The organism is Vibrio celticus, from assembly GCF_024347335.1.
Lineage (GTDB): Bacteria > Pseudomonadota > Gammaproteobacteria > Enterobacterales > Vibrionaceae > Vibrio > Vibrio celticus.
The window spans coordinates 1,654,544-1,668,601 of sequence record NZ_AP025463.1 but is presented as its reverse complement, the minus strand read 5'-3'; the positions used below and the strand labels follow the sequence as shown (position 1 = coordinate 1,668,601).

12 protein-coding genes and 1 pseudogene are annotated in these 14,058 nt (G+C 45.1%); 4 read left to right on the top strand and 9 right to left on the bottom strand.

Annotated features, from left to right (window positions below; all coding sequences use genetic code 11):
• Nucleotides 1–196 precede the first annotated feature (196 nt).
• From OCV19_RS07695 to OCV19_RS07685, 3 genes are all read right to left on the bottom strand, one after another.
• The gene (locus OCV19_RS07695) at nt 197–631 is read right to left on the bottom strand and encodes a GNAT family N-acetyltransferase (RefSeq protein ID WP_065675201.1); all 435 of its coding nucleotides are present in this window, start codon (nt 629–631) and stop codon (nt 197–199) included.
• Between the two features lie 66 nt (nt 632–697).
• Entirely contained in the window at nt 698–832 is a 135-nt protein-coding gene (locus tag OCV19_RS07690) for a hypothetical protein (protein WP_261875693.1), read from the bottom strand.
• 24 nt (nt 833–856) lie between these two features.
• A complete protein-coding gene (locus tag OCV19_RS07685) occupies nt 857–1,987 on the bottom strand; it encodes a PcfJ domain-containing protein (RefSeq protein ID WP_065675200.1) in 1,131 nt (376 codons plus the stop codon).
• Nucleotides 1,988–2,222: 235 nt separating this feature from the next.
• Between OCV19_RS07685 and OCV19_RS07680 the strand changes: the two genes are divergently transcribed.
• From OCV19_RS07680 to OCV19_RS07665, 4 genes are all read left to right on the top strand, one after another.
• Entirely contained in the window at nt 2,223–2,645 is a 423-nt protein-coding gene (locus OCV19_RS07680; protein ID WP_065675199.1) for a universal stress protein, read from the top strand.
• 193 nt (nt 2,646–2,838) lie between these two features.
• Entirely contained in the window at nt 2,839–4,215 is a 1,377-nt protein-coding gene (locus OCV19_RS07675) for a DASH family cryptochrome (protein ID WP_065675198.1), read from the top strand.
• Nucleotides 4,212–5,783 (top strand): cryptochrome/photolyase family protein, encoded by a 1,572-nt coding sequence (locus tag OCV19_RS07670; protein ID WP_065675197.1) that lies wholly within the window; start codon nt 4,212–4,214, stop codon nt 5,781–5,783. The genes OCV19_RS07675 and OCV19_RS07670 overlap by 4 nt, the downstream gene beginning before the upstream one ends.
• On the top strand, nt 5,783–6,523 hold the full coding sequence (locus tag OCV19_RS07665) for an SDR family oxidoreductase (protein WP_065675196.1): 741 nt from the start codon (nt 5,783–5,785) through the stop codon (nt 6,521–6,523). The genes OCV19_RS07670 and OCV19_RS07665 overlap by 1 nt, the downstream gene beginning before the upstream one ends.
• A gap of 148 nt (nt 6,524–6,671) precedes the next feature.
• Here OCV19_RS07665 and OCV19_RS07660 read toward each other — a convergent pair whose 3' ends face one another.
• From OCV19_RS07660 to OCV19_RS07635, 6 genes and pseudogenes are all read right to left on the bottom strand, one after another.
• Nucleotides 6,672–7,556, bottom strand: a complete 885-nt coding sequence (locus tag OCV19_RS07660) for a PA4780 family RIO1-like protein kinase (protein ID WP_083994248.1) — start codon at nt 7,554–7,556, stop codon at nt 6,672–6,674.
• Between the two features lie 148 nt (nt 7,557–7,704).
• Complete coding sequence (locus OCV19_RS07655) at nt 7,705–7,839, bottom strand: DUF2256 domain-containing protein (protein ID WP_080967357.1); 135 nt, start codon at nt 7,837–7,839, stop codon at nt 7,705–7,707.
• Nucleotides 7,840–8,079: 240 nt separating this feature from the next.
• Complete coding sequence (locus OCV19_RS07650; RefSeq protein WP_065675195.1) at nt 8,080–11,796, bottom strand: AAA family ATPase; 3,717 nt, start codon at nt 11,794–11,796, stop codon at nt 8,080–8,082.
• Nucleotides 11,797–11,801: 5 nt separating this feature from the next.
• Nucleotides 11,802–13,055 carry an exonuclease subunit SbcD gene (gene sbcD / locus OCV19_RS07645; RefSeq protein WP_065675194.1) on the bottom strand — a complete coding sequence of 418 codons (1,254 nt, stop codon included), beginning with the start codon at nt 13,053–13,055 and terminating at the stop codon, nt 11,802–11,804.
• Nucleotides 13,056–13,268: 213 nt separating this feature from the next.
• Nucleotides 13,269–13,442: pseudogene (locus OCV19_RS07640) on the bottom strand (porin family protein); the annotation flags it as partial.
• Between the two features lie 13 nt (nt 13,443–13,455).
• Complete coding sequence (locus OCV19_RS07635; RefSeq protein WP_065675193.1) at nt 13,456–14,052, bottom strand: LysE/ArgO family amino acid transporter; 597 nt, start codon at nt 14,050–14,052, stop codon at nt 13,456–13,458.
• Nucleotides 14,053–14,058 lie beyond the last annotated feature (6 nt).

The following is a 14,058-nucleotide window of genomic DNA, read 5'->3' as shown; positions in this document are numbered from 1 at the left end:
TCAATATAGGCTTTGTGCTCAACAACTGCTGCAATAAATCGTCTTGATCGTTTTAATCAACAGCTAGTTGTTTGATTTAAAGGCGATATCGGCATGAGTTTCAACGAAAATTTAACAGGTTTATGCGTTATGGATGAAAGAGGTGAGTTCATTACTCGAACGTTAGATAACCTAATATCAGGCTTTTATTCCGAGCTTATCGATTAAGTTCAATACTCATCACTTTATGGTTCGGTTCTGATTCGATATCAACAACTGACCAACCTAGCCCTTGATAGAGTCCCATGATATTGGTGTACGCGTAGAGTTGAGTTTGCGCTGTAGAAGATACTTGTTCAACACCACGATTAATCAATTCACTGGCAATACCTTGACCGCGCCATTGAGGGTCGACGAACACGGCGTTGATCCACACTACATCGCGAACTTGGTGAGGTTCTTGAAAATAGGAATACGCCAAGCCACCAATGACCACATTATCGCGAAGTACTGTTATTACTGGAGGGAGTTGTACGTTTTCTTTATAGGTATCTTTAAACTTAAAATCCGACCATTCACTTTGAAACAAGCCCTCTAATTCACTCCAATATGGCGAACTTTCATCGCAATTTCTAAAGATTAGTTTCTGCATGTCTTTCCATCCTTTGAAGGGCTAATACGGCCATCCTAGCCTTGGTTTATATCAGTGTAGGTAAAGTTACTCTTCTTCGTCGTAATCGTCTGCAGGGTCTTGATTGATCTCTTCGCCACACCCTAAGCATTCGGCTTGCAAATCTGTTGGCATGACAATAATCAAACCACAATGCGGGCATAAATCTCCTTGTTGATACATCCTGCTATCCCTTCTACTTCATGGTTATTGCTTAGGGTACTTTTGCTTACTCGCTTCTAACCAGTCGTGAATCACTTGGCGAGCGGATTCCGACGGCGGTGCATTCCGCTTTCCGCAAATTTGGTCTATTTCAAAAGGAAATGCTTTGCTCGGGACGCGGCGTAAACCTATAGTTAAACGCTGAGGTTTGAGCATGCGGAACACCACATAACGATCGCTCATGATTCGGTTATGATACACACCAATACAGTGCTTCTGCTCTATGCCTTCGTGTTCAAGGTCGTAATAATCAGTGAGCGGATGAATATTGTCGTTACCGAGCAAAGGAACGGGATAAGGGATGTCTTTATCCATTGGACGATTACCCTCCAAGCGGCGTAATTGGCGTTGCTCCGTCCAACGGTCATGAAGTTGTTCAAACATCGCGAATGAGTTCTGGCTGGTAATGGCGCGTAATGGATCATCCATCTCCAAATCCAGTCCTAACAATATCGCATCTTGGAACATCGCCATCTTCGACGGCGCATTAAGCCTGCCCTCTTCCACCATCGCAATGCCCAATCGACTGCCGGTTAAAAATGGATGAACTTGGTCCAAACGTAGGGCTGTGTATCCAACTTTTGAGTAATGCTTAAACTTAAGAACTCGTCTTTGCAGCGGTTCGTGAATACGAACAATGTGGTCCAGCTCATCACCAACATTGTAATGCAATTCTAGCTTGTCGATGAATTTGAGTGTCGCTTTACTGCTGTCTAAGCCCAACTTAGCAAGGATCTTCTTTTGCCCTAAGCGACTTAGTGCCAATGCTTTCTGATTATCGACGCTGTATTTCATACAGATCAAAGCCAAAATAACTGGCCTTAATTCAAGCAATTGCGCGGCTTCATAGGTATTTGCTGCAAGCCAAAGCATCTGGTATTGATACTCTGGAAAGTCGTCGGTGATTTCACGATAACGCGCAGGCAATGAGTCTAACCAACGACCATTCACGTCAAACTGCTCAACAAGGTTGAGGCTCAGCCCAATGCCCCCATCAAGCGGTCGTCTACCATCGTCAAACACATGAAAGCCGACGAGCTTTTGAGACCAGTCTCGGATCTCAATGTCGTAATCGAAACCTAATGTTCGAGTGGGAATGGTTAGTAGTGCTGTCATTAATGCCTCTTCGTTATTGGCGCATTGAACTATTAAGCCTATCTAACAGCATAAGCTAGCGCTTCAACCACTATATCAACCTATTGTAAATTTCTTATCAATCAAAGCGATATAAATACGATAGTGCTTAGAAGAACATTGAATGATGATTTTACGCAATATGAGATCTCTTCGATATCATTTGTGCCAACAGAAACTATGCTTATTACATAACTCACAATAAGAGGCTTTAATTATGGATTACCGACATATTCTGGTCGCACTTGAACTGTCTGACGACACCAAGATTCTCATTGATAGAGCGACCTTCTTCGCTGATAAACTAGAAGCTGGCATTTCATTTGTTTATATCGATGGTACGCATGGGGAAATTTACCCAGAACTCGTTGATATTCAAGGAAATGACGGTGATTTACCCATCAGTGAAGATGCCATTAAGCATTTGAAAGAGTTTGAAGCCTACGCCAAACACCCAATCAAGCACATTTTCGTGGGAACGGGTGATTTGAACGATAAGCTCAAAAATGCCATCGAAGCCAACGGCGTTGACCTATTGCTATGCGGCCATCACCATGATTTTTGGCATAAGCTCATCTCCCATTCTAAACAGATCATCGATACTTCCCCTATCGATATTCTCGTTGTTCCTATGGAATAGAAGCTGCAGTTCGACACTCAAAAATAGCCTGCATTGCCAACCTCTATCGGTATTATTGGTTGGCTTGATATCCTCTTCAACACACTCAACCTGACCGAAATCTCCTATTTCCCACTTAGAGTAATCATTTGTGATCTTGTCAGCCTATCAACTCGTAAGCGTCTAATAATTAACAAATCGCCGAGTGGAAGTAATGAAAACGATTGGCCTGTATCTTTTTACAAACGACTTAAGAATCAACGACAATGCGCTACTTTACCAAGCAAGCCAAATCGTCGATGAGCTCGTTTGTGTGGTTGTCGAACCGGTTCTGTCTCACTACTCTGCACAGTTCGCCCAAGAACACCAATATGGCGCTCACCGCACAGCTTTCATTTCACAATCGATAAGCGATCTTAAGGCTAACCTGAGCGACCTAGAACAAACACTCATCGTCCTTACACAAGACCAAGATAAAAGCGGTAACATTAAATACTCGCTCAACGAGATTATCTCTGCTCTAAACGTCACTCACTTGTTTGCAAATGTTCATTGTGGCTACAACGAGCAACAGCTAGTGCAATCAACATTGGCTAACTGCCCGAACTTAATTGCGATTCAATCTCATAACTCGACTCTGTTGGAGCTCGATGACTTCCCTTTTACGTTAGACAAATTACCCCGCTCGTTTACCAAATTCAGAAAACTCATCGAACACTTAGCCGTCGATACACAAACTTTGACCATAACGACATTACCACCAGCACCAGACCTAACGAAAACGTCACACTGTCACTCAAAAGCCTCCATTTTTACGAAGAGTGATTTGGCGAGCGAGCAAAGCTTCAAAGGCGGTGAAACATCGGGATTAATGCATCTCGAACGCTACTTCTCACACGATTACGCGAGCCGCTATAAACAAACTAGGAATGCGTTGGATGGGATCGAGAACTCGACCAAGTTTTCACCGTGGCTCGCATTAGGTTGTGTCTCATCGAAAACAATCTGCAGACACCTCTCGCGATTTGAGTCGCATCATGGTTCCAACGATTCAACCTACTGGATCTATTTCGAGCTGTTGTGGCGAGAGTATTTTTATTGGAAGTGCATGTCGTTGAAGGCATCGTTATTTACAGGCTCATACACAAACCCCGTTATAGCAGAGAGTAGCACTCAATCGGCAAGCCTTAATTTTTCCAAATGGAAGAGCGGTAACACCAACTACCCGATTGTCGATGCATGTATGCGCCAACTTAATGCGACTGGCTACATGTCCAATCGCGGAAGGCAGTTAGCCGCAAGCTGTTTGATTTATGAGTTGGGCGTCGACTGGCGACACGGCGCGGCCTATTTCGAAAGCCAACTTGTCGACTATGACGTGGCATCTAATTGGGGAAATTGGGCGTATATCGCCGGGGCTCTCAATCAACCCGCCCGCAACAACCAGGCGAAAAACCAATCACAACCTAAATCACGCCATTTTGATTTGGCCAAGCAGACTGAAATGTACGACCCAGACCATGCCTTCATCAATCAATGGACAGGCGGTAACGCAGTCTCAACAAACCTCACAAACCAGGACGCATTATGAAATTTAAAACGGTACGACTTGTATTAGGAGACCAGCTAAACATAGAGCACTCATGGTTTCGACAGGTTAACGATGACGTTATTTACATCATTGCTGAGCTCAAACAAGAAACGGATTATGTAGCGTCTCATATTCAAAAAGTGGCCGCTTTTTTCTGTGCGATGGGTTACTTCGCTGACGGATTAAAAGAACAAGGCCATCAAGTACTGCACCTAACTCTTGACGACACAACGCAATTTGAAAACCTAGATACACTTCTAAAGCACTATGTACACGAATTCGGCGCAGAGAAATTCGAATATCAAAGGCCAGATGAATATCGCCTTTTAGAGCAGATGAACAAGCTCAAGCTGACCAATGCAACCAAAGGTTGTTGTGATACAGAACACTTTCTCTTTCCATTCGAAGAGATCGAACAACAATTTCCCAAAGACAAACACATCATGATGGAACACTTCTATCGCCGAATGAGAAAGCGTTTCGACATTTTGCTAGAAGACGGAAAGCCCGTTGGTGGCAAATGGAATTACGACGCGAACAATCGAAAGAAACTCAAGAAACAAGACATCGAAAACCTGCCTCAGCCTCTGATGTTTACCAATGATATAACAGACATTTTGCATCGTATCGAACGCCACCAAGTGCAAACCATTGGTCAAGTCGGTAGCCAGTTATTATGGCCGGTGAACCGAGCACAAAGTTTGTCTCTGCTCGCTCATTTCTGCCAAGTTTGCTTACCGTTATTTGGGCAGTTTCAAGATGCGATGACTACAGAGCACGACTCTAAATGGAGCTTGTATCATAGCCGTATCTCGTTCTCGCTGAACAGTAAACTGCTGAGCCCTAAGGAAGTGATTGATGCAGCACTGTCGGCCCACCAAGCATCCTGTCTTCGAGACAGTTCACCAGATAAACCAAGCATCGACATTGCACAGATCGAAGGGTTTGTACGCCAAATACTGGGGTGGCGTGAATACATACGCGCCGTCTATTGGGCGAACATGCCTGCTTACTCCAACAAAAACCATTACTCAGCAAACAACAACCTGCCCCATTACTTTTGGGACGGACAAACCAAGATGAACTGCATGAAGCATGCGATCGACCAGTCTCTTGAGTTTGCTTACGCGCACCATATCCAAAGGTTAATGATCACTGGCAACTTCTGTTTAATCACAGGCATAGACCCTGACCAAGTCGACAGTTGGTACCTCGGTATTTACGTCGACGCGATTGAGTGGGTTGAAATGCCAAATACGCGAGGTATGGCACTGTTTGCTGATGGCGGGATCGTCGGAACCAAACCATACTCTGCCAGCGGTTCCTATATCAACCGCATGAGCGACTACTGCAAAGGCTGTCACTACAAGATAAAAGAACGCAGCGGCGAACAATCTTGCCCTTTCAATAGCTTGTATTGGCGCTTTATGAACCAGCACCGCGATGCGTTAAACCGTAACCCACGCATGGGTATGCTATATCGCTCTTGGGACAACATGGACGAGCAATCACAACAAGCGATTCTCGATACCGCTGAAAAACGAATCACAAACTTGGAGGACTTATAATGGTGGAGCAACTCAGATTACACATATTGGTGGTCGGTGGGAGCGGCGGCATTGGTTTCGCTGTGGTTAAACACCTATTATCTGAGCTCTCTCGGTTTGATTTTCTTGATGTGCATGTAGACGCGACTTACCACTCTCAACAGCCGGAACTAGAAAACAATCGCTTGAGCTGGCACAAAGTCGACGCCACCGACGAAGCTGATATCAAGCGTTTGAGTTCTGAGTTTGAACAACTTGATTGGTTGATCAACTGCGTGGGTATGCTTCATACACCAGATCTGGGGCCGGAAAAGAACCTATCTTCTATCGACCCAGAATTCTTTCTGAAAAACATCTCGGTAAACACCCTACCTAGCTTATTACTGGCCAAGCACTTCACGCCTATCCTCAAATCCAGTGACAATCCCAAATTTGCAGTCGTATCAGCTAAAGTAGGCAGCATTTCAGACAACCAATTAGGTGGATGGTATAGCTATCGCTCATCGAAAGCGGCGCTCAATATGTTCATCAAAACCATGTCGATTGAATGGCAACGCACCATTAAGAATGGCACCGTATTAGCGCTACACCCGGGCACAACAGACACAGCTCTATCGAAGCCTTTTCAGGCCAATGTCCCTGAAGGTAACTTGTTTGAGTCGAGCTATGTCGCCCATCAATTGGTGGACATCATTCGCACTGCTACACCTGATAACAGTGGGCACTTCTACGCTTACGATGGTGAGCAGTTAAGTTGGTAATTAATACCAGTGGCCGTCTTTCATGAGTGCTAAAAAAGAAAACCCAACAGAGTTGAGGCTCTATTGGGTTATTTTTTTGAAAGAGCGCCTTAGTTTTTTAAGGCGTTATGACTGACATTTTACGAAAGATCAAAACAGATCATTACGATTACTCAGCCCAATTGAACTTGCTGTCGTCAACACCTTCTTTTTCTTCTTTAACACGCTCGCGTCGGTGTTGCTCTTCAATTCGCGCAGCGTCTATCTCTTGCATGATGGCTTCGATATCAGCCAAGTCGTCGGTTTCCGTAAACTCACCCGTCAGTTTGCTGTCTGGCTTCAAGTCGCCTTTCTCGTACAGCGCCCACATTTCCTTGGCATACTCGGTTTTCGCCAATTCAGGAGCAAACTGAGCGTAGTAGTCACGGATGTTATTGATGTCACGAGCCAGCATCCACTCAGCGTTGTTGTTCGCAGAAGCGTCAACCGCTTGTGGTAAATCGATAATCACCGGGCCATATTCATCCACCAATACGTTGAACTCAGACAAGTCACCATGGATCAAACCGACACACAACATTTTAACTACGTAAGTCATCATCACAGCGTGGTCTTCGATCGCCTGCTCTGCTGACATGACGACATCGTTCAAACGTGGTGCAACATAACCATCATCGTCAGTGACCAGTTCCATAAGCAGCACGCCATCAAAGCAACCATAAGGCACAGGTACACGAACGCCCGCTTCTGCCAGTTTATACAAGGCATCCACTTCAGCGCTTTGCCAAACCTTTTCTTGTTGCTCACGGCCAAAACCAGAACCTTTTTCCATCGCTCTAGCACGGCGGCTGTTTCGTACTTTTCGGCCTTCACGATACGCAGTCGCTTTTTTGAAACTACGTTGGCTAATTTCCTTATATACCTTGGCACAACGGATCGTATCGCCGCAGCGCACAATGTACACCGATGCTTCTTTGCCACTCATGAGTTGGCTTGTCACCTCGTCGACCAAACCATCGTCAACTAAAGGCTGTATTCTTTTAGGTATCTTCATGCCGCCTTTATACATCACTTATCTTACAGATAGAAATATTAACTTAAGAAATGAATGACCAAACGATTAAAGGAACATCAAAATGATAACAAAGGAAGGAAATATCGGTTTACCGGACTTGGCTGATAGAGAGTAGAGTGTATGAAGACTAAGACTTGTTGCGACGACAACGTTCTGAACAGTAAATAACACCGTCCCAACAACGCTGCCACTTTTTACGCCATGCAAAAGGCTTTTGGCAAACGGGACATGTCTTGGTCGGTAAATGAGGCTTCTTGTGCATGGTCGTTTCCTTTTGGATGAGTCCACTTCCTGCGTTTACTGGAGATTCCCTATTACGCTCGTTTCTCATTTTAGGGAGTGACGGCTACTTTTTGAACGCTCCTGACTTTAAGGAGTGGCGGCGGAATGATTGATAACAGCCCCCGACTCCGTCATCCTCGAGAAGGAGGAAAGACTGAGTCGAGGGATCTGCTTCATCTAGCTATGTTTCTATTTCTGCACTGATGAATATAGCAAGAACCTAAGCGACAACTTTGTACTGCTTCTCCATCTCACTCACACCTAAGCCAGAGTGTTTTGTCACTTTAAGCTGAACGGGCACTCGCTCCTTCAGTGCTTCAACGTGGCTAATAACACCAATCATCTTTCCAGACGCATTCAGGTTATCGAGAGCGTTTAGGGCAATGTCCAATGTGTCACTATCAAGGGTGCCGAAACCTTCATCCAAGAACAAAGAATCAATACTGGTTTTGTAGCTGACAAGATCAGAAAGCGCTAATGCCAACGCTAAACTCACCAAGAAGCTTTCGCCACCTGATAACGTCTTCGTGTCACGCATCACATCGCCCTGCCATGTGTCCAGCACTTGCAGTTCTAACCCATCGTCGGCTTTACGTTTAAGTTCGTAACGACCATGCAAACGCTGCAACTGCTTATTCGCAAGGTACACCAAATTTTCCAGCGTTAGACCTTGGGCAAACTTACGGAATTTGTCGCCGTTCTTAGAACCAATAAGCGAGTTAAGACGTGAGATATCATCAAACTCGACTTGTTGCTCATCGATTTGCTTGAACAGATCTTGCTGATTGCTGCGGTTCTGGCTATCCGTTTCAAGATTGGCAGAAATCGCGCCGATCTTTGTTGCATGACTTTGTTGTGCGTTTTGGCATTCAGTCGTCGCAAGTTCAACTTGTTGTTGGTCTTGCTCTTGCCATGTTTTAGCATTTTCGTGGTTTTGTAGCTCCACCTCCGTCGCCTTGACAGTGTTCAACCTAGCTTGTGCACTGACAATCGCTTCATCTATAGACTTCTTCAGGCTTTGAAGCTGAGTTCTAACCTCTTCGTCTAATAATGCTGCTTCAAAATCAGCCTCTCCTTCAAATGGGCTAGTTTTCAGCGCTTCTAGCCAAGCATTCGACACTTGTGTGTGATTTGACTGCTTGCTGGTCAGCTCTTCAGAGAAGCTGGTATGTTTAGTTTGCTCGGTTCGATGTTCAAGTTCGCAACGGTTAAGCACCAACTGAGCGGCATCAAATACACTAACCGCTTCAGTGACTTTTTGCTTCATCGCATTACTGGTGGTTTGAATGTCTTTGTCACCAAATAACTTTGTTCTTTCGGCAGTTACACGAGTGAGCTCTGACATTAGAGACTCACTCTCTTGCGTCAGTGTCGCGAGCTCTTTCTCTGCGCTACTTAGCTTGTCATCTAAGGTTTTCAATTCGGCATTTTGAGTAATCAGTTGCTTCTCAATATCGGCCTGTTGCTGTTTGGTTTGCTGCCATGTGCTTGATGCTTGTGATTTCGCAGTAAACCAATCATCAATATGTTCAAGTTCAGGTGCTTCGATAGCGGTTTGAACAATGCTCTCTTTCAACGAATGCCATTGCTGATCTTTCGCTTGAGCTGTCTTAGCTACTTGTTCGTTTGTAATGTGGTTTTGTTTATTCAGATCAGCTAAGCGTTGCTCGGCCAACTCAAGGTTAGATTGCGCCTTGTCAGCCATAACACTTACAGACAAGCGTTGTTTCTCAGCTTCCGCATAGTGCGCTTTGGCATCACCCAATGCTTTCAGTTGCTGCGAGATCTGACTTAGTTGAAGTTCACACTGCTGAGCAAAGGTCGCGACCGTAGCTTCATTGCCTAAATCGTTAATCGTTAGCAGAGCTAGCTCTGGAGCCGTGCCAGCGAAATCTGATAAGCCCTGTTGAAGCTTACCAACAATGCCTTGCCAATTCAGTTGGGCTTGTTGAATATCCGCTTGTGCACGCAGGATGTCATCGTTAAGCGCTGCAATCATAGGGGCAAGAGAATCTAATTGCTGACGATGCTCTTGGCCTTCTTTCTTAATGGCTGCCAACTCTAGGTTTTCCCGATCTTTTTGCGAGACCAGATTTGCAATATCTTGCGACTGCTCGACCGAATGGTCTGTTGAACCACACAGTGGGCACTCAGATCCAGATTCTAAAGCTGCACGGTATTTCGCTAATTCGCCTTCTTGATCAATCAAACGCGTTAATCGCTCAAGAGACGTCTCTTTCTCTTTATATCGATCCACCAGCACTTCACGTTCTTTCGAAAGTTTGTCGACCAACTGATTGTTAGTTTGATGTGCCTGTGTTTTCGCGTGCAACTGTTGTTGAGCATTTAGGAAGCCACGATTAATTTCCAATAACGAGTGCGTATTGCGATTCCAGAACTCCAGCAGGTCTTTTTGCGCATTCAACACTTGTTCGCTAGTGTTGCCTTGTAAGGCTTCCCATTGCTGCTTGGTATTATTTTCTGTCACAACCGATTCTGCTAATGCTTTGTCTTGCGTTACTTTTACTTCTTGAGCAGTTTTGATAGTCGCTTGCTGAGCATCCACAGCGGACAAAGCTTGCTTCGCTGAGTTTAGTAGTTCTGAATGCTGACGCTCTAGGATACGAACTTGTTCAACTTTGGCTTGCCACTGACCTAAGTATTTTTCTAAATATTGGTCAGCTTGATGTGTATTTAGGTACTCAGTGCTGAGTTGGTCCTGTTGCTTCAGTACCTCTGTTTTTTGGACTATAACAGCCTGTTGATTGCGCTGCTGAGTATGTTGCTCGTTCAGCGTATTCGCTGCATTAACGGCCACAGTTTGTTTATCTTTGAGCACGGCAATTTGGTTATCTAGCGGACGCACGAGATCAATGATCTTCTCTTGGTCTTGTTGCTCGCTTTTAACCTGTTCGACAATCACACCGCTTTGCGTCAGTTTCGTTTGCGCGGATTGCTTTTCTTCATCACGAACAGCGAGTAACTTGGTGCTGTTATCTAAGTGAGCTTGAGTAGTGCTCACCTCTTGTTCGCAACGCTTTAAATCTTTGTGTATTGGGCGCAGCTTTTCAGCCGGTTCACTGCTTGCTAAACGCTTGAGTGAAGGTTGATTACGGTCAAGTTCATCTTGAGCTGTTTTAAGATCGTGCTCACTGGTCGCAATAGTTTGCTCAGCTTTGGTCATATCTTTCCACCAGCTTAGATGCGCTTGCCACTCTTTTAACTGCTCAGACAAACGCTTCTGCTCGGCTTCTAACGTTTCTCGATCTGCGGTTAGCTCTTGGATTTGCTCTTCAGACAGCAAACTCACACCCTCAGCTTTTGCTTTGAGGTGATTAAGCGACTCCTCGCTAGACTTGAAATGATCGTAGATACGCTCGGAAATCAGGCTATAGACTTCTGTTCCCGTCAGCTCTTCAAGTAGCTCTGCACGGTCGTTAGCATTGGCATTTAAGAACGCCGCAAACTCACCCTGAGACAACATGATAGATTTGGTGAAGCGTGAGAAATCAAGCCCTGTAACCTGCTCCACCAACTTGGTTTTCTTGGTCAGCATGGTCTCTAAAACTTTGTCGGTGTCAGCATCGGCAAACTCACACGTTGGCGTTTGTAATGCGCCATCGTGTTTTCCGCGAGCACGCTTTTGGTGGAAGTTCGAGCGGTAGGTTTTGCCCTGTACTTCAAACTCCAGTTCAGCAAAACACTCTCCCGTGCCACGCGTCATTAATTCGTTGTTGCCTTTAGCGATGCTCTTTAAACGCGGTGTGCGGTGGAACAATGCCAAACAAATCGCGTCAAGAATGGTGGTTTTACCCGCCCCTGTTGGGCCAGTAATCGCGAACAGGCCATTTTCCGCAAACGGTGATTGGGTAAAATCGAGTTTCCAACGTCCTTTCAAAGAGTTCAGGTTTTCAAATTCTAGGCTTAAAATCTTCATACTGGTTACTCTTCTATTTTGTTCGGCGCTTGAGCGCTCTCGGATACTTCAACCATCACTTGTTTAAACTTCACCGTCATGCGCTCTAAACGCGCTTTTTCAGAATCGGTTTCAAACTCTTCTAAGGCAATACGCTTCGTAAACACGTCCATCGGGCTCAGTTCGGATAAGGTTTCTGCCGACTCTTGCTCTAATGCTTGATTACGACGCTCTCTTGCTCGGCGCAGTTGAAGTACTTCCACATTCAAACCGTCAGTTAATGAACGCATGCGCTCTTGGAGATCTGAAAGGTAATCTTGCGCTTGCACTTCTATCGATAACCAAACGCTTTGTTCGCTATCTAAACCTATGTATTGGTTCAGCTGAGATTCGATCTCGCTCAAGTCGCCTTTGATTTCAGCTAGAGGTTGGAATGTAGGGACAGGCAATTGAGAAATAGTGCGCTCGCCCTCAACAAATTCAACAACACACACTTGTTTCTGAGATTTAAGTTCATCAAAGCTTAGTGGGATTGGAGAGCCTGAATAACGAATGTATTGACGCTTTGCCACCACTTGTGGGCGGTGGATATGACCAAGTGCAATATAATCTGCATCTGGGAAGCCATCAGCGGCAAAACCATCAAGGTTGCCGACATAGATGTCGCGTACCGAATCGGATTGTTGGACACCCATAGCCGTTAAATGACCGGTAGCGATAATCGGCATGTGCTCGCTGTTTTCAAACGTCGCGCGCTTAGCAACCGCCGCATCATAAACATTTTGGTAGTGCTGTTTAATCGCATCACCAAGTTGCTTCTGACGCTCAACGCCTGTGACACCTGCCTGACTGGTCAACACATCGCGAGGGCGAATAAAAGGAATGGCACAAACCAGCGCTTCTACATCGCCGCTCTTGCCTTTTAGTTCGACAACCTGAGTCGCATGATCTTCATTGGTGTTTGGAATCACGTCTGCACCCATGTATTTGAGCAGCTGTTGGGTCTCTTTAAGCACAGAGACTGAATCGTGATTTCCACCTAATAACACCAATTGGCAGCCGATCTTGTTCGAATCGACCACAAACTTGTTATACATCTCACGAGCGTAACTCGGCGGTGTACTGGTATCGAAAATGTCGCCAGCAACAATGATCGCGTCGATGTCGTGCTCTGTAACTTGCTCAAGTAACCATTGTAAAAACCGTTCATGTTCATTCTTGCGGCTTTTATTGTAGAAGTTTTGGCCAAGGTGCCAATCGGACGTGTGAAGAATCTTCATTGCTGCTCACTGGAAGTCTGTAATACCTTTAATCTACCAAAATAGTCGAGATAATTCCCTTTTATAAGCTTGTGAAAACCAACTAATTTCAGGCTTTGGACCAACTCTGCCGATAGCGTGATCAATTGTTATTTTTGACATAAAAAAACCGCTCAACGTTAGAGCGGTTTTAGGTGTCCATGAGATTAGCCGTAAGTTATTTCACAGAGGTCATTAAAAATTGTACGAAGCACCCAGAGTTACTGTGCTAAACGCTACATCACGGCTTGCCAATCTATTACCATTCGGGCCGAAGAATTCGATATTTACTGCATCTGCTTGTGAGATTAAACGTAAGGTTAGGTTTTCTACTGGCGTGTATTCAACACCTATACCAAAATGGAAGCCTAATTACGCGCAGCTAGACGATCAAAGATATTGCAATAGATGCCATGATCACGCCAACGACAAATTCCAACACCTTCCACGCTCTCGGGTTCTTAAACATTGGAGCCAAGAAGCGAGCGCCATATCCAAGTGAAAAGAAGAACACGAATGACGCCGATACCGCCCCAGCGCCAAACAACATTTGATTCGGTTGATATTGGGTTGAGATAGAACCTAGCAGTACCACAGTATCCAAATACACATGCGGATTAAGCCAAGTGAACGCCAAACACATCGCAATCGCTTTGGTAAACGAGTCTTTGGTTTCAGCAGTGGCTTCTAAGGCGTGGTTTTCAGTAAATGATGAACGGAAGCTTAAGAATGAATAGACACCCAAAAAGATAGCGCCACCATAACGGGCGAACTGCTCAATTTGTGGGAACTGCTTAACAATTGCGCCAAAGCCCGTCACGCCAAAGCTAATCAGTAAGGCGTCAGAAATGGCACATACAGCACAAACTGCCAATACGTGTTGGTTCTTAAGCCCTTGCTTTAAAACAAACGCATTTTGAGAGCCAATCGCAAGAATCAACGAAAGGCCAAGGGAGAAACCTGCAAAGTAAGTCGACATCTAAAG

Bases quoted from the DNA above. Each gene is read 5' to 3' on its own strand.
- OCV19_RS07695 (WP_065675201.1), bottom strand. From the start codon at position 631: ATGCAGAAACTAATCTTTAGAAATTGCGATGAAAGTTCGCCATATTGG.
- OCV19_RS07690 (WP_261875693.1), bottom strand. From the start codon at position 832: ATGTATCAACAAGGAGATTTATGCCCGCATTGTGGTTTGATTATTGTC.
- OCV19_RS07685 (WP_065675200.1), bottom strand. From the start codon at position 1,987: ATGACAGCACTACTAACCATTCCCACTCGAACATTAGGTTTCGATTAC.
- OCV19_RS07680 (WP_065675199.1), top strand. From the start codon at position 2,223: ATGGATTACCGACATATTCTGGTCGCACTTGAACTGTCTGACGACACC.
- OCV19_RS07675 (WP_065675198.1), top strand. From the start codon at position 2,839: ATGAAAACGATTGGCCTGTATCTTTTTACAAACGACTTAAGAATCAAC.
- OCV19_RS07670 (WP_065675197.1), top strand. From the start codon at position 4,212: ATGAAATTTAAAACGGTACGACTTGTATTAGGAGACCAGCTAAACATA.
- OCV19_RS07665 (WP_065675196.1), top strand. From the start codon at position 5,783: ATGGTGGAGCAACTCAGATTACACATATTGGTGGTCGGTGGGAGCGGC.
- OCV19_RS07660 (WP_083994248.1), bottom strand. From the start codon at position 7,556: ATGAAGATACCTAAAAGAATACAGCCTTTAGTTGACGATGGTTTGGTC.
- OCV19_RS07655 (WP_080967357.1), bottom strand. From the start codon at position 7,839: ATGCACAAGAAGCCTCATTTACCGACCAAGACATGTCCCGTTTGCCAA.
- OCV19_RS07650 (WP_065675195.1), bottom strand. From the start codon at position 11,796: ATGAAGATTTTAAGCCTAGAATTTGAAAACCTGAACTCTTTGAAAGGA.
- sbcD (WP_065675194.1), bottom strand. From the start codon at position 13,055: ATGAAGATTCTTCACACGTCCGATTGGCACCTTGGCCAAAACTTCTAC.
- OCV19_RS07635 (WP_065675193.1), bottom strand. From the start codon at position 14,052: ATGTCGACTTACTTTGCAGGTTTCTCCCTTGGCCTTTCGTTGATTCTT.